This is a genomic window from Curtobacterium sp. MCLR17_042, assembly GCF_003234695.1.
Classification (GTDB): Bacteria; Actinomycetota; Actinomycetes; order Actinomycetales; family Microbacteriaceae; genus Curtobacterium; species Curtobacterium flaccumfaciens.
This window is the reverse complement of record NZ_QKTD01000013.1, coordinates 90,065-110,535: the sequence shown is the minus strand read 5'-3', so window position 1 is coordinate 110,535 and position 20,471 is coordinate 90,065. Positions and strand designations below refer to the sequence as shown.

Annotated in this window: 21 protein-coding genes and 2 tRNA genes; 18 read left to right on the top strand and 5 right to left on the bottom strand. The window is 71.3% G+C overall.

Features of this window, described 5'->3' with window-relative positions; translation table 11 throughout:
* Nucleotides 1-107: 107 nt before the first annotated feature.
* Entirely contained in the window at nt 108-281 is a 174-nt protein-coding gene (locus DEJ02_RS18515; RefSeq protein ID WP_181422625.1) for a hypothetical protein, read from the bottom strand.
* Nucleotides 282-438: 157 nt separating this feature from the next.
* On the opposite strand from DEJ02_RS18515, the gene DEJ02_RS13550 reads away from it, so the two are divergent.
* Nucleotides 439-1,752, top strand: a complete 1,314-nt coding sequence (locus DEJ02_RS13550; RefSeq protein ID WP_111033422.1) for a glycosyltransferase family 2 protein — start codon at nt 439-441, stop codon at nt 1,750-1,752.
* Nucleotides 1,753-1,896: 144 nt separating this feature from the next.
* Here DEJ02_RS13550 and DEJ02_RS13545 read toward each other — a convergent pair whose 3' ends face one another.
* Nucleotides 1,897-3,225, bottom strand: a complete 1,329-nt coding sequence (locus tag DEJ02_RS13545) for a glycosyltransferase (RefSeq protein ID WP_111033421.1) — start codon at nt 3,223-3,225, stop codon at nt 1,897-1,899.
* A gap of 294 nt (nt 3,226-3,519) precedes the next feature.
* Here DEJ02_RS13545 and DEJ02_RS13540 point away from each other — a divergent pair, with 294 nt between their 5' ends.
* From DEJ02_RS13540 to DEJ02_RS13515, 6 genes are all read left to right on the top strand, one after another.
* On the top strand, nt 3,520-4,803 hold the full coding sequence (locus DEJ02_RS13540) for an ABC transporter substrate-binding protein (protein WP_111033420.1): 1,284 nt from the start codon (nt 3,520-3,522) through the stop codon (nt 4,801-4,803).
* A 104-nt stretch (nt 4,804-4,907) separates the two neighbouring features.
* Nucleotides 4,908-5,933 (top strand): carbohydrate ABC transporter permease, encoded by a 1,026-nt coding sequence (locus DEJ02_RS13535; RefSeq protein WP_111033419.1) that lies wholly within the window; start codon nt 4,908-4,910, stop codon nt 5,931-5,933.
* A gap of 65 nt (nt 5,934-5,998) precedes the next feature.
* On the top strand, nt 5,999-6,841 hold the full coding sequence (locus DEJ02_RS13530) for a carbohydrate ABC transporter permease (RefSeq protein ID WP_071405697.1): 843 nt from the start codon (nt 5,999-6,001) through the stop codon (nt 6,839-6,841).
* Between the two features lie 5 nt (nt 6,842-6,846).
* Nucleotides 6,847-7,344 (top strand): hypothetical protein, encoded by a 498-nt coding sequence (locus DEJ02_RS13525; protein WP_111033418.1) that lies wholly within the window; start codon nt 6,847-6,849, stop codon nt 7,342-7,344.
* A gap of 21 nt (nt 7,345-7,365) precedes the next feature.
* Nucleotides 7,366-8,382: a LacI family DNA-binding transcriptional regulator gene (locus tag DEJ02_RS13520; protein WP_111033417.1), complete on the top strand. Its 1,017-nt coding sequence runs from the start codon at nt 7,366-7,368 to the stop codon at nt 8,380-8,382.
* A gap of 10 nt (nt 8,383-8,392) precedes the next feature.
* Nucleotides 8,393-9,028, top strand: a complete 636-nt coding sequence (locus DEJ02_RS13515) for an MBL fold metallo-hydrolase (protein ID WP_111033416.1) — start codon at nt 8,393-8,395, stop codon at nt 9,026-9,028.
* A gap of 117 nt (nt 9,029-9,145) precedes the next feature.
* Here DEJ02_RS13515 and DEJ02_RS13510 read toward each other — a convergent pair whose 3' ends face one another.
* Complete coding sequence (locus tag DEJ02_RS13510; protein WP_111033415.1) at nt 9,146-10,042, bottom strand: DUF72 domain-containing protein; 897 nt, start codon at nt 10,040-10,042, stop codon at nt 9,146-9,148.
* Between the two features lie 103 nt (nt 10,043-10,145).
* On the opposite strand from DEJ02_RS13510, the gene DEJ02_RS13505 reads away from it, so the two are divergent.
* The 5 genes from DEJ02_RS13505 (at nt 10,146) to DEJ02_RS13485 (ending at nt 11,865) form a co-directional block, all read left to right on the top strand.
* Nucleotides 10,146-10,221 (top strand) — tRNA-Glu (locus DEJ02_RS13505).
* A 33-nt stretch (nt 10,222-10,254) separates the two neighbouring features.
* Nucleotides 10,255-10,330: transfer RNA gene (locus DEJ02_RS13500), tRNA-Glu, on the top strand.
* Nucleotides 10,331-10,436: 106 nt separating this feature from the next.
* Nucleotides 10,437-10,877, top strand: a complete 441-nt coding sequence (locus DEJ02_RS13495) for a CrcB family protein (RefSeq protein ID WP_111033414.1) — start codon at nt 10,437-10,439, stop codon at nt 10,875-10,877.
* Entirely contained in the window at nt 10,874-11,263 is a 390-nt protein-coding gene (crcB, locus tag DEJ02_RS13490; protein ID WP_111033413.1) for a fluoride efflux transporter CrcB, read from the top strand. The genes DEJ02_RS13495 and crcB overlap by 4 nt, the downstream gene beginning before the upstream one ends.
* Complete coding sequence (locus tag DEJ02_RS13485; protein WP_027465908.1) at nt 11,260-11,865, top strand: histidine phosphatase family protein; 606 nt, start codon at nt 11,260-11,262, stop codon at nt 11,863-11,865. The genes crcB and DEJ02_RS13485 overlap by 4 nt, the downstream gene beginning before the upstream one ends.
* Nucleotides 11,866-12,139: 274 nt before the next feature.
* Here DEJ02_RS13485 and DEJ02_RS13480 read toward each other — a convergent pair whose 3' ends face one another.
* On the bottom strand, nt 12,140-13,207 hold the full coding sequence (locus tag DEJ02_RS13480; protein ID WP_111033412.1) for an FUSC family protein: 1,068 nt from the start codon (nt 13,205-13,207) through the stop codon (nt 12,140-12,142).
* Between the two features lie 202 nt (nt 13,208-13,409).
* Here DEJ02_RS13480 and leuC point away from each other — a divergent pair, with 202 nt between their 5' ends.
* The 6 genes from leuC (at nt 13,410) to DEJ02_RS13450 (ending at nt 19,895) form a co-directional block, all read left to right on the top strand.
* Nucleotides 13,410-14,867: a 3-isopropylmalate dehydratase large subunit gene (gene leuC, locus DEJ02_RS13475; RefSeq protein WP_111033411.1), complete on the top strand. Its 1,458-nt coding sequence runs from the start codon at nt 13,410-13,412 to the stop codon at nt 14,865-14,867.
* The gene (gene leuD / locus DEJ02_RS13470; RefSeq protein ID WP_111023957.1) at nt 14,867-15,463 is read left to right on the top strand and encodes a 3-isopropylmalate dehydratase small subunit; all 597 of its coding nucleotides are present in this window, start codon (nt 14,867-14,869) and stop codon (nt 15,461-15,463) included. The genes leuC and leuD overlap by 1 nt, the downstream gene beginning before the upstream one ends.
* Complete coding sequence (murA, locus tag DEJ02_RS13465; protein WP_111023958.1) at nt 15,463-16,830, top strand: UDP-N-acetylglucosamine 1-carboxyvinyltransferase; 1,368 nt, start codon at nt 15,463-15,465, stop codon at nt 16,828-16,830. Before leuD ends, murA begins: the two co-directional genes overlap by 1 nt.
* Before the next feature lie 80 nt (nt 16,831-16,910).
* Nucleotides 16,911-17,660 carry a 1-acyl-sn-glycerol-3-phosphate acyltransferase gene (locus DEJ02_RS13460; RefSeq protein ID WP_071405671.1) on the top strand — a complete coding sequence of 250 codons (750 nt, stop codon included), beginning with the start codon at nt 16,911-16,913 and terminating at the stop codon, nt 17,658-17,660.
* A gap of 79 nt (nt 17,661-17,739) precedes the next feature.
* Entirely contained in the window at nt 17,740-18,753 is a 1,014-nt protein-coding gene (locus tag DEJ02_RS13455) for an NAD(P)H-dependent glycerol-3-phosphate dehydrogenase (protein WP_031259730.1), read from the top strand.
* A 59-nt stretch (nt 18,754-18,812) separates the two neighbouring features.
* Nucleotides 18,813-19,895 (top strand): D-alanine--D-alanine ligase family protein, encoded by a 1,083-nt coding sequence (locus DEJ02_RS13450; protein ID WP_111029139.1) that lies wholly within the window; start codon nt 18,813-18,815, stop codon nt 19,893-19,895.
* 71 nt (nt 19,896-19,966) lie between these two features.
* Here DEJ02_RS13450 and DEJ02_RS13445 read toward each other — a convergent pair whose 3' ends face one another.
* Nucleotides 19,967-20,452 carry a DUF3515 family protein gene (locus DEJ02_RS13445; protein WP_111033409.1) on the bottom strand — a complete coding sequence of 162 codons (486 nt, stop codon included), beginning with the start codon at nt 20,450-20,452 and terminating at the stop codon, nt 19,967-19,969.
* Nucleotides 20,453-20,471: the final 19 nt, after the last annotated feature.

Genomic DNA, 20,471 nt, shown 5'->3' with positions numbered 1-20,471 from the left:
GACGCTAACCGCGCCGTTCCGGGGCCGACAAGGCGACCCGTGCCCGTCTGCGGGGAAGCGGCGGTTTCCCGCACCGCCCCCGATCGGTCAGCGCTCGGCGCGCCTGATCAGCGCTTCTTGCGGAACTTCTGGCAGTCGCAGAGGGCGCAGTCCATGCCCGGACGGTAGTGCTCGTGGGCGTCCTGCACGTGGCCGCAGACACAGGTCACGGCGTCGACCACGAAGACGCTCTGTTCCGAGGGGAGCACGGCGCCGAGCTCGTCGGTGGGGCCCATCGACATGCGTCCTCCTCGTGCCCGGCGTTCTGCCGCCGAGTCGTCCTCACGATCCTACCGTCCGGGGGTGTGCACTGGCGGCAAACCGCAAGTCGGACGACCGTCGCCGCAACCGCGGGCGGCCGCCGTTGACCCCGCAGCAGGCCCACCGGAGCATCGGACCATGACCGACCAGCAGGCCACCACCACCCGCGTGCTCACGCTCACGCCCGCGATGCCGTCCCCGGACGTGCCCGCCTGGGCCGGCGCGGCCTGGGTCGGTGCCGTCGACCGACGGGAGGCGCTCGCCGCGTCCGCCGTCGAACTCGCCGGTGCCACCGGCTTCCGCCGCGCCCGCCTGCTCGTCCGTGACGGACGCGAGATCGCCGGGTTCGTCGACGTCAGCGTCGACGCGGACGGCGGCGTGGACCCGGCCGAGCTGGGACCGGCCCTGCGCGCGCTGCGCACCACGGGCCTCCCGGACGCCCCCGCGGGGACGCCGGTCGGGCGCATCTCCGTCGTCATCGGCACCCGCGACCGGCCGGACGACCTGCGCCGCTGCGTTCGCTCGGTGCTCGCGTCCGAGCACGACGACTTCGAGGTCCTGGTCGTCGACAACGCGCCCACCACCACCGCGACCCGCGACGTGGTCACGTCGCTCGCGGACCCGCGCCTGCGGTACGTCCTGGAGGCCCGACCCGGCGTCTCGCGCGCACGGAACGCCGGACTCGCCCTCGCGTCCGGGGCCGTGGTCGCCTTCGTCGACGACGACGTGGTCGTCGACCGGCACTGGCTCGCAGCGCTCGCCGACGCGTACGCCCGCGACGCGGACGTCGTCTGCGTGACCGGCCTCGTGCCCAGCGGCGAACTCCGGACCCCCACGCAGCGGTACTTCGACGAGCGCGTCACCTGGGCGCGCAACACCGACCGTCGGGTGTTCCGCACGTCGGCGCCGCCGGCCGACCTGCCGCTGTTCCCGTTCTCCGTCGGCGCGTTCGGCACCGGGGCCAACATGTCGCTCCGCCGCTCGGCCGCGCTCGCCCTGGGCGGGTTCGACGTCGCACTCGGCCCGGGCACCCTGGCCCGCGCCGGCGAGGACCCCGACCTGTTCACCCGGGTGCTGTTCTCCGGCGGCGCGCTCGCCGTGGAGCCCTCGGCCGTCGTCTGGCACAAGCACCGGCCGGACCGTGCGGCGCTGCGCTCGCAGGCGCTCGGCTACGGCACCGGCCTCGGCGCGTGGGTCGCGAAGCTAATGCTGCGCCCGCGCACCGCACTGGCCGTGCTGCGTCGGGCGGTCGGGGCGCTGCGGCAGCTCGGCGCGCTCGGACAGGGCACCGGTGCCGACGCCGACCAGGTGTCCGCCGCGGTGGACGCCGTCGGCGGGTGGCCGGTCGACGACGCGTTCCGCGAGGCGACGGCCGGCCTCAAGCGTGTCGAGCTCGTGGCGGCGCTCGGTGGCCCGTGGCGGTACGTCGTCGGACGCTCGCGGCGCGGGTGACCGCGGCGCGGGCGACCGCGCTCCGCGTGCGCGACGCGCACGGCAGACACCGCGTGCACCGCACGCACCGGACGGACGGGAGGCCCGTGGCGACGCTGCCACGGGCCTCCCGTCCGTCCGGTGCGGGCGTCTCCTGCACGCCGCCTACGGGCGGAAGCGGCCCTCCTCGACCTCGCGCCAGAACCGACGGCTGCGGAAGTACGCCGCCGGACCCGCCGGGAAGCCGCGGAACTCGTGGTACGCCAGCGAGCGCGGGATCCGGGTCGTGGAGGCCTCGGTGATGCTCTCGGCCGCGGCGTCACGCCGGCCGGCCAGCCGTGACACCAGCTGCTTCAGCTTGATCTTGCCGGCGCGGGGCATCAGCCGCGCGAGCACGAGCGCGTGCCGGCGGTCCTTCGCGATGAGCTCGCACATCAGCGCCGTGAACCCGACGCCGTTCGAGTGGAGCTGCCCGTGCAGCCCGGCGAGGTCCTGCCGGTGCCGGTGGTGGACGACCGCGCGGGGTTCGAAGCCGATCCGGCCACCGCTCCACAGGATGTCGATGAAGATCGCCAGGTCCTCGCCACCGCGGGCGGGCACACCGGCACCGAGCACGGGGTCGAACCCGCCGACGGCGTCGAACGCCGACCGTCGGACCGCCCAGTTCGCGCCGGCGCCGTAGCCGCCGATGCCGTACACGGCGAAGTGCTTCTGCACCGAGCCGTCGGGGCGCACGGCGCGGGCCTGCGCGTGCCGCATGACCCCGGGGACGTCGTCCGGCACGATCGTCACCGGCTGGAAGGTGCGCTCGCCGCTGAAGCCGCCGTAGTACGCCTCGTACCAGATCTGCGCGGGGGTCTCGAGCTCGACGGGCAGGATCATCCCGGTGACCGCGGCCACCTCGGGCTCGCGGACGAAGCGCGTGCCGATGGACCGGAGCCACTGTGCGTCGACCCGGACGTCGTCGTCCGTGAATGCGATGATCTCGCCGTGCGCCGCTGCGACCCCGGCGTTGCGGCCGGCGGAGCAGCCCGGACGGCGTTCGGTGACCAGCCGGACGTCGCGGCCCTCGAGCAGCCCGGGCAGGGCGTCGACCTCGGGCAGCTTCACGCGGTTGTCGACGAGGATGACCTCGTACCGCGGGTAGTCGAGGTGCTCGAGGAAGTCGAGCAGCTTCCGGATGTCCTCGACCCGGGTGACGATGGTCGACACGACGATCGAGATGAGCGGGAGCTCGAGGTCGGGGATCGGGGTCTCCGTCGCACCGGAGGTCCGTGCGAGGCCGTCGACCAGGGGCGCCATCGCGCGGGCGGCGTCGGCCGGGTCCGCGGTGAGCAGCACGTCGAGCGTGGTGACGGGGAAGCCGCCGCGGTAGCCGACGACGAGCGCGGAGGAACCCGACTCGTCGGCGACCAGGCGCGGCAGCGGAGCGTCGAGGTCGACGCTGACGACCCGACGGGGGCCGGGCACGGTGACGGAGGAGTGCAGGGTCATGGTCGGGACGCTACGACCGCCCGCGGTGTCCGGACAACGGACCGGACCAGCAGTGGCGGGGTTCGTGCGGGGTTCCGCAGCGCGGTGCGTGTGCCCCCGACGGGGGTGAGCGCTCACCCAGGAAGCCACGGGAACCTCATGGGTCACGCTCAGGTCACGGAACCGATGCAACCGGTTGCGCTCACGCTGGACCGGGCGTAGCTTCCTCCACCAGCAGGCAGCGGCGCCTGCTCCAGGGCAGTGTCGTGGAACCCGATCGATGCCCCCTGGTGATCTCAATGAGGAGACAACGCTGTGAAGACAACACGCTCCAGGGTGCGGTTCGCATCCGTTGCCGGGGTCGCCGTCATCGGCCTCGTGCTCACCGGCTGCTCGAGCGGGAGCTCCGGCGCCGGATCGGACGACGCCAAGAGCGGCCAGGACAGCCGCGGCCCCATCACCTACGTGCAGGGCAAGGACAACTCGAACGTCGTCCGCCCGCTCATCGCGAAGTGGAACAAGGCCCACCCGGACGAGAAGGTCACCTTCAAGGAACAGTCCGACCAGGCCGACCAGCAGCACGACGACCTCGTGCAGCACTTCCAGGCGAAGGACGAGAACTACGACGTCGTCGACGTGGACGTCGTCTGGACCGCCGAGTTCGCCGCGAAGAGCTGGCTGACGCCGCTGACCGGCGACATGGAGATCGACACCTCGAAGCTCCTGCCGTCGACGGTGAAGACCGCCACCTACAACGACACCCTCTACGCCGCTCCGCAGACCTCGGACGGCGCACTGCTCTACTACCGCAAGGACCTCGTCAAGACGCCTCCCACCACGTGGAAGGAGATGATGGACGACTGCAAGATCGCGAAGGACGCCGGTATCGGTTGCTACGCGGGGCAGTTCGCGAAGTACGAGGGCCTGACGGTGAACGCCTCCGAGGCGATCAACGGCTCCGGCGGTTCGGTGCTCGGCACTGACGGTGCGCCCGACGTCGACACCGACAAGGCGAAGGCCGGCCTGCAGAACCTGGTGGACGCGTTCGAGGACGGGAACATCCCGGCCGAGGCGATCACCTACCAGGAGGAGCAGGGCCGCACCGCGTTCGAAGCCGGCAAGCTCCTGTTCCTGCGCAACTGGCCGTACGTCTACAGCCTCGCCAAGACCGACGGCTCGTCGAAGGTCAAGGACACCTTCGGCATCGCGCCGATCCCCGGTGCCGACGGCGTCGGTGCCTCCACGCTCGGCGGCCACAACGCCGCGATCAGCGTGTACTCGAAGCACAAGGCCACGGCGCACGACTTCCTCGAGTTCCTGACCTCGGACGAGACGCAGAAGTTCTTCGCGACCCAGGGCTCGCTCGCCCCGGTCGTCGGTGACCTGTACACCGACCCCGAGCTGACGAAGCAGCTGCCCTACCTGCCGACGCTCCTGAAATCGATCGAGTCGGCGGAGCCGCGCCCGGTGACGCCGTTCTACCCGGCGGTCACGAAGGCGATCCAGGACAACACCTACGCGGCGCTCAAGGGATCGAAGTCGGTCGACGAAGCCATGAAGGACATGCAGGACGCCCTCAAGTCGGCGACCAGCAGCTAGCGGCGCACGCCGCTTGATGGACGGGAGGCCCGTGGCGGGTCCGTCACGGGCCTCCCGTCCGCCCCCTACTTGCGTTCCGACACCCCCGGCAAGGAGGCCGACACGTGTCAGCAGCAACCGAGATCCCCGCAGCCATCCCCAACCCGACGGGCACGGAACCGAAGCGCCGACGGCGCAAGGGCGGACTCAACGCCGAGCACGGCCGGTGGGCCGGGTACCTCATCGGCCCGACGATCGTGCTCCTGGCGATCGTCATCGGGTACCCCGTGGTCAGCGCGGTCATCCAGTCGTTCCAGCTCGACCAGGGCCTCGACAAGGCGACCGGTCTGTTCGTCGAGGGCGGCTTCGCCGGCGTCACGAACTACGTGCACTGGCTCGGCCAGCGGTGCGGGGACGTCGCGTGCCCGCCCGGCAACCTCGGTTCCCAGTTCTGGGTCGCCTTCGGGAACACGTTCTTCTTCACGTTCGTGACCGTGATCCTCGAGACCGTCATCGGTCTGTGGATGGCCATCATCATGAACCGCAACTTCAAGGGCCGCGCCCTCGTCCGTGCCGCGATCCTGGTGCCGTGGGCGATCCCGACCGCCGTCACCGCGAAGCTCTGGTACTTCATCTTCGACGCGAACGGTGTGCTCAACCACGTGATCGGGCACCAGGTCCTCTGGTTCTCCGACGAATGGGCGTCACGGTTCGCGATCGTCATCGCCGACACCTGGAAGACCACGCCGTTCATGGCGCTGCTCATCCTGGCCGGCCTGCAGCTCATCCCCGAGGACGTCTACGAGGCGGGGAAGATGGACGGCGCCTCGACCCTCCAGCGCTTCTTCCTCATCACGCTCCCGCTCGTCCGGCCGGCCCTGATGGTCGCCATCCTGTTCCGTGTCCTCGATGCCCTGCGCATCTACGACCTCATCGCGATCATGACCGGCGGTGGTGGTGGTTCCGGGAACGCGACCGTGTCGCTGTCGGTGCTGGTCGTCGACCAGATCCGGCAGGGGTTCAACGCCGCATCGGCCCTGTCCACCATCACGTTCCTCATCGTCTTCATCGTCGCGTTCGTCTTCGTCCGGTTCCTCGGCGCGAACGTCGTGCAGACGCAGGCAGCCCAGCAGAAGGGTGAACTCAAGTGACCCTCGCAGCAGATCGTCCCCGCCGCACCGCCGCGACCCGCGACCGGGCGACGGACCGTCCCGACGTGCGGGTCCGGCGCGAGACGGGCCCGAAGCTCCGGACCGCCGTGCAGGCCGTCGTCATCGCCGTGTGGTGCCTCCTGCCGTTCTACTGGATGGTCGTCACGAGCTTCCGCGAGGTCGGGTACACGTTCGACGCCACCCCGTGGTTCACCCACGTGACCCTCGACAACTACGCGACCGCGTTCTCGACCGCGCTGGGCAATCACCTCGGCCGAGCGCTCCTGAACAGCGTGTTCATCGGGGTCGCGGTGACCGTCATCGCCCTGCTCGTCGGCACCACGGCGGCGTACGCGCTCGCCCGGCTCGAGTTCCGCGGCAAGTCGCTCATCGCCGGCGCGATCCTGGCCGCGTCGATGTTCCCCGGCGTCGCCCTCATCTCGCCGCTGTTCCAGCTGTTCACCGACATCGGGTGGATGGGGTCGTACCAGGCGCTCATCCTGCCGAGCATCTCGTTCGTGCTGCCGCTGACCGTGTACACGCTTGCGTCGTTCTTCCGCGAGATGCCGTGGGACCTGGAAGAAGCAGCCCGCATCGACGGGTGCACCCGGGTGCAGGCGTTCCGGCGGATCATCCTGCCGCTCGCGGCGCCCGCGGTGTTCACCACGGCGATCCTGGCGTTCATCTCGAGCTGGAACGAGTACCTCATCTCGTCGCAGCTGTCGAGTGACGCGACCCAGCCGGTGACCGTGGCGATCGCCTCGTTCGCCGGGTCGCAGCCGCACCAGGAGCCCTACACGGCGGTGATGGCCGCCGGCACGATCGTCACGATCCCGCTCGTCATCCTCGTGCTCATCTTCCAGCGGCGCATCGTGGCGGGGCTCACCGCCGGCGGCGTGAAGGGCTGACGACCATGGCACAGCGCGGACCCACCCGTCCCACCGCCCACATCGAAGAGTCGATCGGCTTCGTCGGGATGTTCGGCGTCCTGTTCCTCGGCGTCACGGTGTTCTGCGAGCTCACCGGGCGACCGGCGCTCGGCTGGGCGCTCACCCTGCTCGTGTGCGTCCTCGGTGTCGTGGCCCTGGACCGGTGGCGGGTCGCCGTCCTCCGCCGGACCGCACCGCAGGACGGCACGGGTGCGTCCGTGCCCCGGGGCGTCGGTGCTGCGCCCGCGGTCGCCCCGGTGCACACGTCGGTCACCGACCCCACCGGTCGCCGACCTCGACCCGGCGCGGACGGACGGGTGCACCAGCACGCGGGCTGGGACGAGGTCGCACCGGCTGCACGACGGCCGGCGCGCCCCGCACGGGTCCCGCAACGCCGGGCGGACCGCGGCGTGCCCGCGGTGGCGGCCCGACGGGGTGGACCCGACGCACCGGCGGACGTGACGCACGGCACGGACGGCTGACGGGCCTCCCGGGTCGCACCGATGGGGATCCAGGAGATCGCGACCGTCACGGGGCTGTCGAAGTCCACCGTCTCGCGGGCGCTCCGCGGCATGTCGAACGTGGCCGACACCACGATCGAGCAGGTGCAGCGGGTCGCCGACGAACTCGGGTACGTCCCGAGCTCGGCGGCGGCCGGCCTCGCCACCGGGCGTCAGCGCGCCGTCGGGGTGGTCGTGCCCGTCATCGACCGCTGGTTCTACGTGAAGGCGCTCGGCGGTGTCGACGCCGAGCTCCGCCAGGCCGGGTACGACCTGGTCCTCTACAACCTCGGCGGCCCGGGCGGCGACCGTGACCGGGCGTTCCGGCGCTCGATGCTGCGCCACCGCGTCGACGGCCTCGTCCTGCTCTCCCTGGTGCTCGACGCCACCGAACGGGCCGAGCTCGAACTCAGCCGGCACCCCATGATCGTCATCGGCGGCCCGGCACCGGGCCTGCGGAACGTGGGCGTCGACGACCGCGAGGTCACCCGGATCGCGGTCGAGCACCTGCACGGCCTCGGCCACCGGCGCATCGCCTACGTCGGCGGGCAGGACGAGGCCGGCATGAACGTCGCCGTGCCGCACCTGCGACGGGACGGGTTCCTCGACGCCGTGCGGTCGTCGGGACAGGCCGTGCCGAAACGGTGGTCGCTCGACGGCCGGTTCTCGTTCGCCGGCGGGACCGCTGCCGGGGCCGTGCTGTTCGCCGGGCCGGCGTCGGAGCGACCGACGGCGGTGCTCTGCGCCTCGGACGAGATGGCCCTCGGTGTCCTGCTGGCCGCACGCCGAGCCGGCCTCGCGGTCCCCGAGGAGGTGTCCGTGATGGGGATCGACGGCCACGAGTACGGCGCCACCGTCGGACTCACCACCGTCGCGCAGGACCCGGTGGCGCAGGGACGCACCGCTGCACGGGCGGTCCTCGCCGAGGTCGACGGCGGCGTCGCCGGCCCGATCGCGGCCGCACCCGCGCACCTGGTCGTCCGCGCGACCACGGGTCCCCGCCCGCACGGTCCCGCGTAGGGTCGCCCGCATGGAGGTCACCAAACTCGAACACGCCTGCCAGGTCATCACCGAGGGGGACGCCTGTCTGGTCCTCGACCCGGGGAACTTCACCCGACCGGTCGACGCGACCGGGGTCGTCGCCGTCGTCGTCACGCACGAACACCCGGACCACGTCACCCCCGAGCAGGTCCGGCGCATCCTCGACGCCAACCCCCGTGCGGTCGTCATCGGACCGGAGGGCGTGCGCGCGGCGCTCGCCGAGGCGGGTGTCACGGTGGACGTCGTCACGGACGGCGACCACCGGACGGTCGGCCCCTTCACGCTCACCTTCCACGGCACGCGGCACCAGCTGATCCACGCCTCGGTGCCGATCGTCGACAACACCGGCGTGCTCGTGAACGGCCGGCTGTTCCACCCGGGCGACTCCTACACGGACCCGGGCGTCCCGGTCGAGGTCCTCGCTGCACCCGTCGGGGCGCCGTGGCTCAAGGTCGCCGAGATGATGGACTACGTCGCCGCGATCGCGCCGTCCCGGGCGTACCCGATCCACGAGGCCACCCTGTCCGAGGTCGGCCTCGGCATGCACACGGGGCGACTCCGCGAGGCGGTCGAGCCCGCCGGGTCGCTCGTCGTGCTGCGCCCGGGGGAGTCGCTGACGCTCTAGGGCTGCGCTGCGCTGCGCTGCGCGGCCTGGAGGCCCGTGGCGGCGTCGCGACGCGCCTCCTGTCCGCATCGTGTGCAGGAACGGTCGGGTCCGTGCGCCCGAGGCGGCCGTTCCTGCTCACGAAGCGCGGCGCAGCCGCGCCGCGACCAGGCGGTCGAGCGTCAGGGCGTCCCACGGAGCGTGCCGCTCGGCGTCGTTGTCGAAGTACACGTAGACGTCCCGACCGGCCTCGGCGTGCTCGAGGACCGTCGTCGCCCACCCGCCGAGTGCCCGGGGTGAGTACCCGTCGTGGTAGGTCCGGGGTGCGCCGTGCAACCGGAGGTACGCGAGTGGTGCCCCGGTGTCCGCCCGGAAGCGGGGGAAGTCGCCGGCGTGCGAGTCGACCAGGGCGATGCGGTGTCGGCGCAGCACGTCGAGGTGCTCGTCGCCGAAGCCGGCGGCCCGGAACTCGAGCGCGTGGTCGATCGACCACGCCGGTTCCTCGGGCACCACGAGACCGTCCGGTTCGCCGGGGACCTTGTCGTCGTGATGGCGAGCGAGCTCAGCGGCGGCACCGTGCGTCCGGGGGAGCAGCCCGAGGAACGCGTCGAGCACCTCCGGCGTCGGCAGCAGGCGCTCGGGCAGCTGCCAGAGCACGGGCCCGAGGGTGTCCCCGAGCTCCAGCGGACCCGAGGCGAAGAAGTTCGCCAGCGCGGTCTCGACGTTCCGGAGCCGCAGCATGTGCGTGACGTACCGGCCGCCCTTGACCGCGAACCGGAACGGCTGCTCGCCCGAGGCCGCACGCCACGCCCGGTAGCGCGCCGGACGCTGGAGCGAGTAGAAGGATCCGTTCAGCTCCACCGTCGGGAACCGCGACGCCACGTGCTCGAGCCACCGCCGCTTCGCGAGGCCGTCGGGGTAGAAGTCCCCGCGCCAGCCGTCGTACTGCCACCCGGACAGGCCGATCCGGACCGTGGCCGACGGGCAGCCGCTCACGTGTCTGGCCCGGGCGATCGCGTCGTGGTCGGCCGTCATCGATCCACCGTATGCCTGCTCCGACATGGCGGCACACCCGGGCGACACGCCCCGTTTTGGTGCGGATGCGAGCCTTGTGCAATACTTGTTGAGTTGTCGGAACGGCCCCATCGTATAGCGGCCTAGTACGCTGCCCTCTCACGGCGGTAACGCGGGTTCGAATCCCGCTGGGGTCACCACAGGTGACATGCTCCGAGTCCGACAACAGCCGCGGCCCCATCGTATAGCGGCCTAGTACGCTGCCCTCTCACGGCGGTAACGCGGGTTCGAATCCCGCTGGGGTCACCAGCACGCAAACCCCCGTCCAGCTCCGGCTCGGCGGGGGTTTCGTCGTCTCGGCTAGCCTGGATCGTCCCCGTCACCCGGGGAACGATCGCCTCGCGACGGGAGCACGATGCACGCCGAACGCCCACCGCACCTGCGCTGGAGGCTCGTTGCCCTGGTCGCCCTCGGCGGCGCGATCGGGACGGCCGTCCGCGCACTCCTCGCCGCGGCGTTCCCCGCGCACGACGGGATCAGCTGGACCGTCCTGGGGATCAACGTCGTCGGGGCGTTCTGCCTCGGGCTCCTGCTCGACGCGCTCGCACGCCGCGGCCCGGACGTCGGTCGTCGTCGCGCGGTCCGGCTGTTCGTCGGCACCGGCGTCCTCGGCGGATTCACGACCTACAGCACGCTCGCGGACGACACCGCGCAGCTGCTCGACCTCGGGCGCTGGACGGCGGGCACCGGGTACGCGCTGCTGTCGGTCGTGCTCGGACTCATCGCGGTCGTCCTCGGTCTGTGGGTCGCCGCGGCCACCCGGCCCCGCACCGAACCCCGAGAGGACGCCCGATGAGCCCGGTCGAACTGGTCCTGGTCGCCGTCGGCGGGGGAGCCGGCGCCGCGCTCCGCTTCGTGCTCGACGGGCTCGTCAAGGGACGCGTCGCCGGCTCGCGGTTCGCCGGGTTCCCGGTCGGGACCCTGCTCATCAACGTGTCCGGATCGCTCGTGCTCGGGGTCCTGACGGGCCTCGGGCAGGCCGGCACCATCCCCGCCTCGACGGTCGCTGTGCTCGGGACGGGCATGATGGGTGGGTACACGACGTTCTCGACGGCGAGCGTCGAGACCGTACAGCTCCTCCGATCCGGCAAGACCCGGCTCGCCGTCCTGAACGGCCTCGGGATGCTCGTCGTCTCGGTCGGCGCAGCTGCGCTCGGCCTCTGGATCGGAAGGAACTCATGACCTCGGAACGCCCCGGCGAACTCGTCCTCGTCCGTCACGGAGAGACGGAGTGGTCGAAGAGCGGGCAGCACACCGGCCGCACCGACATCCCGCTCACCGACAACGGTGTCGAGCAGGCGAAGCGCGCGGGCCGGTACCTCGGGGACCGGTCGTTCGCGCTGGCGCTGTCGAGCCCGCTGCAGCGCGCCCGCGACACCGCGCACCTGATCGGCGTCGAGCCGGAGCTCGACGAGGACCTGTACGAGTGGGACTACGGCGCGTACGAGGGCCTCACCACCCCGCAGATCAAGGTGCTGCGCCACGGTCCGTGGGACCTCTGGACCGACGGGGTCCCCGCCGGCGACACCCCCGGGGAGAACGCCGCCGAGGTCCGGGTCCGCGTCGAGCGCATCCTGAACCGTGCCCGTCCGGTGCTCGCCGAGGGCCACGACGCCGTGTTCATCGCCCACGGCCACGTGCTGCGGGCGCTCGGTGCCGCGTGGATCCGGCTCGCACCGCAGGACGGCGCCGTGCTGAAGCTCGGCACCGCCTCGGTCAGCATCCTCGGCTACGAGCACGGCCGCCCCGTCATCGACGCCTGGAACATCCAGCCGCGCGACTGACGCGGCGGTGGCGCGGACGGGCTCGCGAAAGCGACAGATCCCCGCGGTTGTCCCGCAGCGATCTGTCGCTTTCGCAGGACGCAGTGGTCGCGTCCGCCGTCCGCGCCCGTTCCTTCCCCTGTCACGTGCGATGGCAGGCGGAATCGGGCACACCTGGTCGAAAGGAACGACCCGGTACGCCCGAATCGACGCTGTATGCCCGGTTCGACCCGGTACGCCCGAATCGACCCGGTACGCCCGGTTCGACCAGGCACGCCCGGAACGACCGGGCGCGTCAGACGGTCCGGATCGCGCTCGTCGCACCGAGGGCACGGCCGCGCCGGCGCTCGATCGCACGCCCGACGAGCAGCAGCCCCACGCTGACCACGGCACCGAGCACGGTCTGCGCGATCCGGTCGAGCGCCAGCAGCTGGGGTGCCTCGGGCAGGCTCAGCCACGACACCGCAAGGGCGAGCGGGGTGAGGAACAGCAGGCACACGGCGTAGTTCCTGGCGACGAAGATCTCGGCGAAGAACTGCCCGACGACGGCCAGCACGACGATCCACCACGCCGACGGCTCGAGCAACAGGATGCCGACCGCGATCACCGTGCCGCCGATCGTGCCGACCACACGCTGCCCGGCGCGGACCACGGTGTGCCGCTGCCGGATCGCCGGCAGGGTCGACACCACCGCGATGACCGCCCAGTAGGGGTGCCCGAGCCCGGGGATCGACTCCGCGACGGCGCCGGCGACGAGGGACCCGACGACGTTGAGCGCGACGGTCTCCCAGAGCGCCGGCGTGCGCAGGACCGCGAGCGACCGGTGCTTGCGGTCGGCCAGCGGGCGGAACCGGTGCGGGGCGTGCGGGTGGAACACCCGGCGGAGCACCGAACCGGACATCGCGACCAGCCAGGCCCAGACCACCGAGCAGACGATGATCGTCGTGACGAGCGGGACGTCGGCCGGGCGCATCGGCACGAGTGCGGACACGACGAACGCGAACACCGGGAAGATCGGCTGCGCGGGGATCGCCCGGAGCGTGGAGAGGGTGCAGACCGCGACCACCAGGACGACGACGAGACCCACGGCCTGCAGCCAGAGCGGCGACCCGACGAGCCCGACCCCGATGCCGGCGAACATGCAGAGCGCCTGCAGCGCACCCGCGACGCCGGTGGTGACGGCACGCTGCCGGTAGGGCTCGGTCGCGCCGAAGATGGCGGTGAACCCGGCGAACATGGCGAAGGCGGCGTACCCCGGCATGCCGAGGGCGATGAGCAGCGCGAGCGGTGCGCCACCGGCGATCGCGGCGCGTGCCGCGCCCTCGAGGTTGATGGTCCGGGTCGAGTGCGCAGGTGTCGTCATGTCGTCACCATCTTCCCACCGCGACAGGTGTCGGGGAGTCGCCACGGGCCTCCAGACCGTGCCGTCACGGGGTGACGGGCGTACGACGGCGGGGTGACGGACCCGCGGCGGGCGGGGTGCCGCGCGTTGGTATACCAATGGTAGAGTCGCCTGATCGCGCCGCGGTCGCGGCGCAACGACGAGGACGAGGAGGGCTGAGCTCATGGGAAAGACGCTCGCCGAGAAGGTGTGGGACGACCACGTCGTGGTCAAGGGCGAGGACGGCAACCCCGACCTCCTCTACATCGACCTCCACCTCGTGCACGAGGTGACGAGTCCGCAGGCGTTCGACGGCCTGCGGCAGGCCGGGCGACCGGTGCGTCGCCTCGACCTGACGATCGCGACCGAGGACCACAACACCCCGACGCTCGCCATCGACCGCCCCATCGCGGACCCGACGAGCCGGATCCAGATCGAGACCCTCCGTCGCAACTGTGAGGAGTTCGGCGTCCGGCTGCACTCCCTGGGGGACAAGGAGCAGGGCATCGTCCACGTGGTCGGCCCGCAGCTCGGCCTGACCATGCCCGGCATCACCGTGGTCTGCGGCGACTCGCACACCAGCACCCACGGGGCCTTCGGCGCGATGGCGTTCGGCATCGGCACGTCCGAGGTCGAGCACGTCCTCGCCACGCAGACCCTGCCGCTCAAGCCGTTCAAGACGATGGCGATCACGGTCGAGGGCACGCTGCGTCCGGGGGTGACGGCGAAGGACATCATCCTGGCCGTCATCGCGAAGATCGGCACCGGCGGAGGCCAGGGCTACGTGCTCGAGTACCGCGGCTCCGCGATCCGCGCCCTCTCGATGGAGGGCCGCATGACGATCTGCAACATGTCGATCGAAGCCGGTGCCCGCGCCGGCATGGTCGCCCCCGACCAGACCACCTACGACTACGTGCAGGGCCGCGACCACGCGCCCACCGGCCAGGACTGGGACGACGCCGTCGCGTACTGGGAGACCCTCGCCACCGACGACGACGCCGTGTTCGACGCCGAGGTGTTCATCGACGCGGACGAGCTCGAGCCCTTCGTCACCTGGGGCACGAACCCCGGCCAGGGCGTCTCGCTGTCCGAGAGCGTGCCGGACCCGGCCGCCTACAGCGACCCGAACGACCAGGCCGCCGCACGCCGCGCCCTGGAGTACATGGACATCACCGCCGGCACCCCGATGAAGGACATCGCCGTCGACGCGGTGTTCATGGGGTCCTGCACGAACTCGCGCATCGAGGACCTGCGGGCCTTCGCGTCGGTCATCAAGGGCCGCACCAAGGCCGACGGCGTCCGGGTGATGGTCGTGCCCGGCTCCGCGCGGGTCCGGCTCGAGGCCGAAGCCGAGGGGCTCGACAAGGTGTTCACCGAGTTCGGCGCCGAGTGGCGGTTCGCCGGCTGCTCGATGTGCCTCGGCATGAACCCGGACCAGCTGGCACCGGGGGAGCGCTGCGCCAGCACCTCGAACCGCAACTTCGAGGGGCGCCAGGGCAAGGGCGGCCGCACGCACCTGGTGTCGCCGCTCGTCGCCGCCGCCACCGCGGTGCGCGGCACGCTGTCGAGCCCGTGGGACCTGGAGACCGACGACGAGATCGCGGCGGCGACGTCCGCCACCGCCACCGAGGGGACCTTCTGATGGACAAGATCACCACCGTCACCGGCATCGCCGCGCCGCTCAAGCGGTCGAACGTCGACACCGACCAGATCATCCCCGCCGTCTACCTGAAGCGCGTCACCAAGACCGGCTTCGAGGACGCCCTGTTCTCCGGGTGGCGGCAGGACCCCGACTTCGTGCTGAACCAGGAGCGCTACCAGGGCGCCCGCGTCCTGATCGCCGGCCCCGACTTCGGCACCGGCTCGTCCCGCGAGCATGCCGTCTGGGCGCTCCGTGACTTCGGCTTCTCGGTCGTGATCTCGCCCCGGTTCGCGGACATCTTCCGGGGCAACGCCGGCAAGCAGGGCCTGGTCACCGCGATCGTGACCGAACCGGAGGTCGAGCGCCTGTGGGCCGCCATCGAGGCGAACCCGGGCATCGAGGCGACGGTCGACCTCGTGACGCAGCGCGTGTCGCTGGGGGATGTGGACGTCCCCTTCGAGATCGACGCTTACACTCGTTGGCGGTTGATGGAAGGGCTCGACGACATCGGGCTCACCCTCCGTGACGAGACCTCGATCACGGAGTTCGAATCCCGCCGCTCCAGTTGGCGGCCGAAGACATTGCCGGTGAAGTAGTGAACTCTCTCGTACAGGACGCAGCGGCCGCAGGGGCGCGCGTGGGCCTCAAGTCGGACGAGATCGTCATCCGCGGGGGCAAGCCGCTCGTGGGACGCATCGAGGTCCGTGGGGCGAAGAACCTCGCGACCAAGGCCATGGTGGCGTCGCTGCTCGGTGACACCCCGTCGATCCTCCGTGACGTGCCGGACATCTCCGACGTCAAGGTGGTCCGCGGGCTGCTCGAGGTGCACGGCGTGCGCATCACCGATCCTGCACGAGGCGAACTCATCCTCGACCCGTCGCGGGTCGAGTCGGCGCACTTCGCCGAGATCGACGCACACGCCGGTTCGAGCCGCATCCCGATCCTGTTCTGCGGTCCGCTGCTGCACAAGCTCGGCGAGGCGTTCATCCCCGACCTCGGCGGCTGCCGCATCGGCGACCGCCCGATCGACTTCCACCTCGACGCCCTGCGCGCCATGGGTGCGGTCGTCGACAAGCAGGTCAACGGCATCCACCTGACGGCCCCGGACGGCCTGAAGGGTGCCTCGATCGAGCTGCCGTACCCGAGCGTCGGTGCCACCGAGCAGGTCCTGCTCTCCGCGACCCTCGCCAAGGGCGTCACGGAGCTGCGGAACGCCGCGATCGAGCCCGAGATCATGGACCTCATCGCGATCCTGCAGAAGATGGGCGCCATCGTCTCGGTCGAGCCGAACCGCGTCATCTTCATCGAGGGCGTCGAGTCGCTCCGCGGCTACACACACCGCGCGATCAACGACCGCAACGAGGCCGCGAGCTGGGCCTCCGCCGCGCTCGCCACCAACGGCGACATCTTCGTCGAGGGCGCGAACCAGCAGGAGCTCATGACGTTCCTCAACGTCTTCCGCAAGGTCGGCGGCGGGTTCGACATCCAGGAGGACGGCATCCGGTTCTACCGCGAGCTGGACACCCTGAAGCCCGTCGTCATCGAGACCGACGTGCACCCCGGCTTCATGACGGACTGGCAGCAGCCGCTCATCGTCGCGCTGACCCAGGCCGACGGCCAGAGCATCGTGCACGAGACCGTCTACGAGAACCGCTTCGGCTTCACCGACGCCCTGAACGAGATGGGTGCCGACATCGTCGTGCACAAGGAGGGGCTGCCCGGCCACGACCGCCGTGTCGCCCGCCGACCGTTCGAGCAGGCCGCCGTCATCACCGGTCCGACGAAGCTGCACGCCGCCAACGTCCGCGTCCCCGACCTGCGCGGCGGGTTCAGCCACCTCATCGCGGCGCTGACCGCCGACGGCGAGTCGCACATCACCAACGTCGGCATCATCAGCCGCGGCTACGAGCACTTCATCCCGAAGCTGCGCAAGCTCGGCGCCGACTTCGACTTCGCTGGGTAGGCACAGTGCCGGCAGAAGGAAGAGGCGACGGTCTGGAGGCCCGTGGCGGCTCCGACGCGCAGGTCGCGACCGGTCTCCCCGTGCGTGGGCGCCGGTGGCGCCGCGGTGAGCTGAACACCGCGTTCCGGATCGTCGCCTCGATCGTCATCCCGACGTTCCGGTTCTCGGCGCGCTACCACTGGCACGGCCCGAACCGCCTGCCGGCCGAGGGCGCGTTCGTGCTCGCACCGAACCACTTCACGAACATCGACCCCCTGGTCGTGGGCACCGCCGTGTACATCTCGAAGCGGGCGCCGCGGTTCCTCGCGAAGGCGTCGCTGTTCAAGGTGCCGGTGGTCGGCAAGCTCATGTCCGGCATGGGGCAGATCCCGGTCGAGCGCTCCGGCCGGACGCGCCTGAGCGACCCGCTCGGTGGCGGCCGTTCCCTGGTCGAGCAGGGCGGGGCGATCATCGTCTACCCCGAGGGCACGCTCACCCGCGACCCCGACCTGTGGCCGATGCGCGGCAAGACGGGTGCGGTGCGGATCGCGCTCGAGAACGACGTGCCGCTCATCCCGATGGCCCACTGGGGCACGCAGAACATCATGGCCCGGTACGGCAAGAAGCTCCGGCTGTTCCCGCCGTCCCGCGTCGACGTCATCATCGGTGACCCGGTCGACCTGTCGGCGTACCGCGGTCGGCAGATCGACCAGCAGATGCTCGGCGAGGCCACCGAACTCGTCATGCGCGAGATCACCGCGCTGCTCGAGGTGCTCCGTGGCGAACGGGCACCCGCGACCCGCTGGGACCCGGCGGCGAACAACCAGAAGGAGACCGGCCGGTTTGAGTGACCTCCGACCCCACGACGACCGACCCGACCCCGCCGCCGCGGCTCCGGGGGCCTTCGACACCGCCGCGATCCGGGTGGTCATGCAGTCGACCGACAAGCCCCGGGTGGCCGTGATCGGTGCCGGCAGCTGGGGCACCACGTTCGCGAAGGTGCTGGCCGAGGGTGGTGCCTCCACCGTGGTGTGGGCCCGACGCCCCGAGGTCGCCCGCGAGATCACCGAGACCAAGCGCAACTCGGACTACCTGCCCGGCATCAACCTGCCCCGTACCCTGACCGCCTCGACGTCCCTCGAGCGCGTGCTCGACGGCGCCTCGCAGGTGTACGTCTCGGTGCCCTCGCAGACCCTGCGCTCCAACCTCGCCGCGATCCGCGAACTGTTGCCCGCCGACGTGCCGGTCGTCAGCCTGATGAAGGGCGTCGAGAAGAGCACGGGACTGCGGATGAGCGAGGTCCTGCTGCAGGGCCTCGGCATCGATCAGGACCGCATCGCCGTGGCCAGCGGCCCGAACCTGGCGCTCGAGATCGCCCGTCGGCAGCCGACCGCCGCCGTGGTGTCGTCGTCGTCGCTGGAGACCGCCACCGACGTCGCCGCCGTCGCGACGAACCCGTACTTCCGGTCGTTCATCAACACCGACGTCATCGGCACCGAGTTCGGCGGCGTGCTGAAGAACCTCATCGCCGTCGCGATCGGCATCGTCGACGGGGTCGGCTACGGCGAGAACACCAAGGCCTCGATCATCACGCGCGGCCTCGCCGAGATGACCGACTTCGCGGTGTCGCTCGGCGCGCAGTCGTCCACGCTGTCCGGCCTCGCGGGCCTCGGCGACCTCATCGCCACGTGCCAGTCACCGCTGTCGCGGAACAACACCGCCGGGCGGTTGCTCGGCCAGGGCTACCGGTTCGACGAGGTCGTCCGCCAGATGAACCAGACGGCGGAGGGGCTGGCCTCGGTCGCACCGATCCTCGAGCTGGCCGCGGCGAACGGCGTCGACATGCCCATCGTCAGCCAGGTCGGCGAGGTCCTCGCCGGTAGGCTCGATCCGCGCAACATCGCGCCGCACCTCACCGAGACCGACGAGCCGCAGGGCGAGTGACCGGTCCCGCACCGAGTCACGAAGGGACTCCCGTGCCCACGATCCCCGAGGGAACCCCCATGCCCAGGACCACCGTCGCCGTGCTCTTCGGCGGTCGCTCGAGCGAGCACGAGATCAGCTGCGTGACCGCCGGCGGCATCATGGACGTCGTCGACCGGGCCGAGTACGACCTCGTGCCGATCGGGATCACCCAGGACGGTGCCTTCACGCTGCAGTCGGACGACCCGGCGCAGTGGACCATCCGCGACGGCGCGCTGCCGACGGTGCCCGACAACGGCACGCGGATCGCGTTCCCGACCTCGCCGGCCACCAACGAACTCGTCGTGTCCCACCCCGACGGCACGGTCACCGCGATCCCGGTCGACGTGGTGTTCCCGATCCTGCACGGCCCCTTCGGCGAGGACGGCACGATCCAGGGTCTGCTCGAGATCGCCGGGCTGCCGTACGTCGGCGACGGCGTGCTCGCGAGCGCCCTGGCCATGGACAAGCACGTCGCCAAGGCCGTGCTCGAGCACGCCGGGCTCCGCGTCGCACCGTGGACCACGGTGCTCCGCCGGCAGTGGGCGGCCGACCCGGTGGACGTCGCCGAGACGATCGCCGCCCACGGCTGGCCGCTGTTCGTCAAGCCGGCCCGCGCCGGGTCGAGCATGGGCGTCTCGCGCGTCGACGAGCCCTCGCAGCTGGGTGCCGCGATGGACCTGGCGTTCGAGCACGACTCCAAGGTGATCGTCGAGCCCCGTGTGATCGGCCGCGAGGTCGAGGTCGCCGTGCTCGAGGGTCGTGACGGTGTGCCGCGCACGAGCCTGCCGGGCGAGATCGTCGTGGCCGAGGACGGCTTCTACGACTTCGCCTCGAAGTACCTGGGCGGCGACGAGTCGCTGCTCTGCCCGGCCCCGCTGACCGACGACCAGACCGACGAGATCCGCTCCATCGGTGCCCGCGCGTTCGAGGCCATCGGTGGTTCCGGGCTCGCCCGTGTCGACTGCTTCCTGACCGACGACGGCTTCGTCGTGAACGAGGTCAACACGATGCCGGGCTTCACGCCGCTGTCGATGTACCCGCGCTGCTGGGCGGCGTCGGGCGTGTCCTACGGCGAGCTGATCACGGAGCTCATCGAGCTGGGTCGCGCCGCCGTCCGCTGACCAGTTCGGTCAGCCCTGCACGTCGGCGGGGTCGAGGCACTGGTTGGGTTGGCGCTGCCCCGTCCGCTGGGTCAGCCCTGCACGTCGTCCGGGTCGAGGCACTCGTGTCCGTCCTTCGGCAGTGACGACACGGCGTCGGACAGCTCCTGCACGACCGATGACGTGGTCTTCGTCGAGTCGACCACGACCTGCACCGCCGGTGACCGACCGAACGTCGTGTAGACGACCTGGTCGCCGCGGTCATCGCGGATCCAGTCGACGCCGCCCTGTGAGAAGCACGGCAGGTCGGACACGGTGGGGACGGCGACACCGCAGTGGTAGATCGCCACCTCGGGCTCGCCCCAGGCAGCGGTCGCCTGCGCGTTCGTGTTCCGCAGGTCGAACTTCGAGTCCACGGTCGCGGGCAACCGGACCTGCACGGCGGCGCACGCCGCTGCGTTGGCCGACGGGGCTGCGGACATCGACACGGCGTTCGTGCACCCGGTCAGCCCGGCGGCGAGGGTGATCACGGCCCCCACGATCGCGAGGGTGCGAGGGGTGCGGCGCGCGGTGTCCATCGTCGTCCAGGCTACCGTT

Coding starts and splice junctions, on each gene's coding strand:
- DEJ02_RS18515 (WP_181422625.1), bottom strand. CDS start 281: ATGTCGATGGGCCCCACCGACGAGCTCGGCGCCGTGCTCCCCTCGGAA.
- DEJ02_RS13550 (WP_111033422.1), top strand. CDS start 439: ATGACCGACCAGCAGGCCACCACCACCCGCGTGCTCACGCTCACGCCC.
- DEJ02_RS13545 (WP_111033421.1), bottom strand. CDS start 3,225: ATGACCCTGCACTCCTCCGTCACCGTGCCCGGCCCCCGTCGGGTCGTC.
- DEJ02_RS13525 (WP_111033418.1), top strand. CDS start 6,847: ATGGCACAGCGCGGACCCACCCGTCCCACCGCCCACATCGAAGAGTCG.
- DEJ02_RS13520 (WP_111033417.1), top strand. CDS start 7,366: ATGGGGATCCAGGAGATCGCGACCGTCACGGGGCTGTCGAAGTCCACC.
- DEJ02_RS13515 (WP_111033416.1), top strand. CDS start 8,393: ATGGAGGTCACCAAACTCGAACACGCCTGCCAGGTCATCACCGAGGGG.
- DEJ02_RS13510 (WP_111033415.1), bottom strand. CDS start 10,042: ATGACGGCCGACCACGACGCGATCGCCCGGGCCAGACACGTGAGCGGC.
- DEJ02_RS13495 (WP_111033414.1), top strand. CDS start 10,437: ATGCACGCCGAACGCCCACCGCACCTGCGCTGGAGGCTCGTTGCCCTG.
- crcB (WP_111033413.1), top strand. CDS start 10,874: ATGAGCCCGGTCGAACTGGTCCTGGTCGCCGTCGGCGGGGGAGCCGGC.
- DEJ02_RS13485 (WP_027465908.1), top strand. CDS start 11,260: ATGACCTCGGAACGCCCCGGCGAACTCGTCCTCGTCCGTCACGGAGAG.
- DEJ02_RS13480 (WP_111033412.1), bottom strand. CDS start 13,207: ATGACGACACCTGCGCACTCGACCCGGACCATCAACCTCGAGGGCGCG.
- leuC (WP_111033411.1), top strand. CDS start 13,410: ATGGGAAAGACGCTCGCCGAGAAGGTGTGGGACGACCACGTCGTGGTC.
- leuD (WP_111023957.1), top strand. CDS start 14,867: ATGGACAAGATCACCACCGTCACCGGCATCGCCGCGCCGCTCAAGCGG.
- DEJ02_RS13455 (WP_031259730.1), top strand. CDS start 17,740: ATGCAGTCGACCGACAAGCCCCGGGTGGCCGTGATCGGTGCCGGCAGC.
- DEJ02_RS13450 (WP_111029139.1), top strand. CDS start 18,813: ATGCCCAGGACCACCGTCGCCGTGCTCTTCGGCGGTCGCTCGAGCGAG.
- DEJ02_RS13445 (WP_111033409.1), bottom strand. CDS start 20,452: ATGGACACCGCGCGCCGCACCCCTCGCACCCTCGCGATCGTGGGGGCC.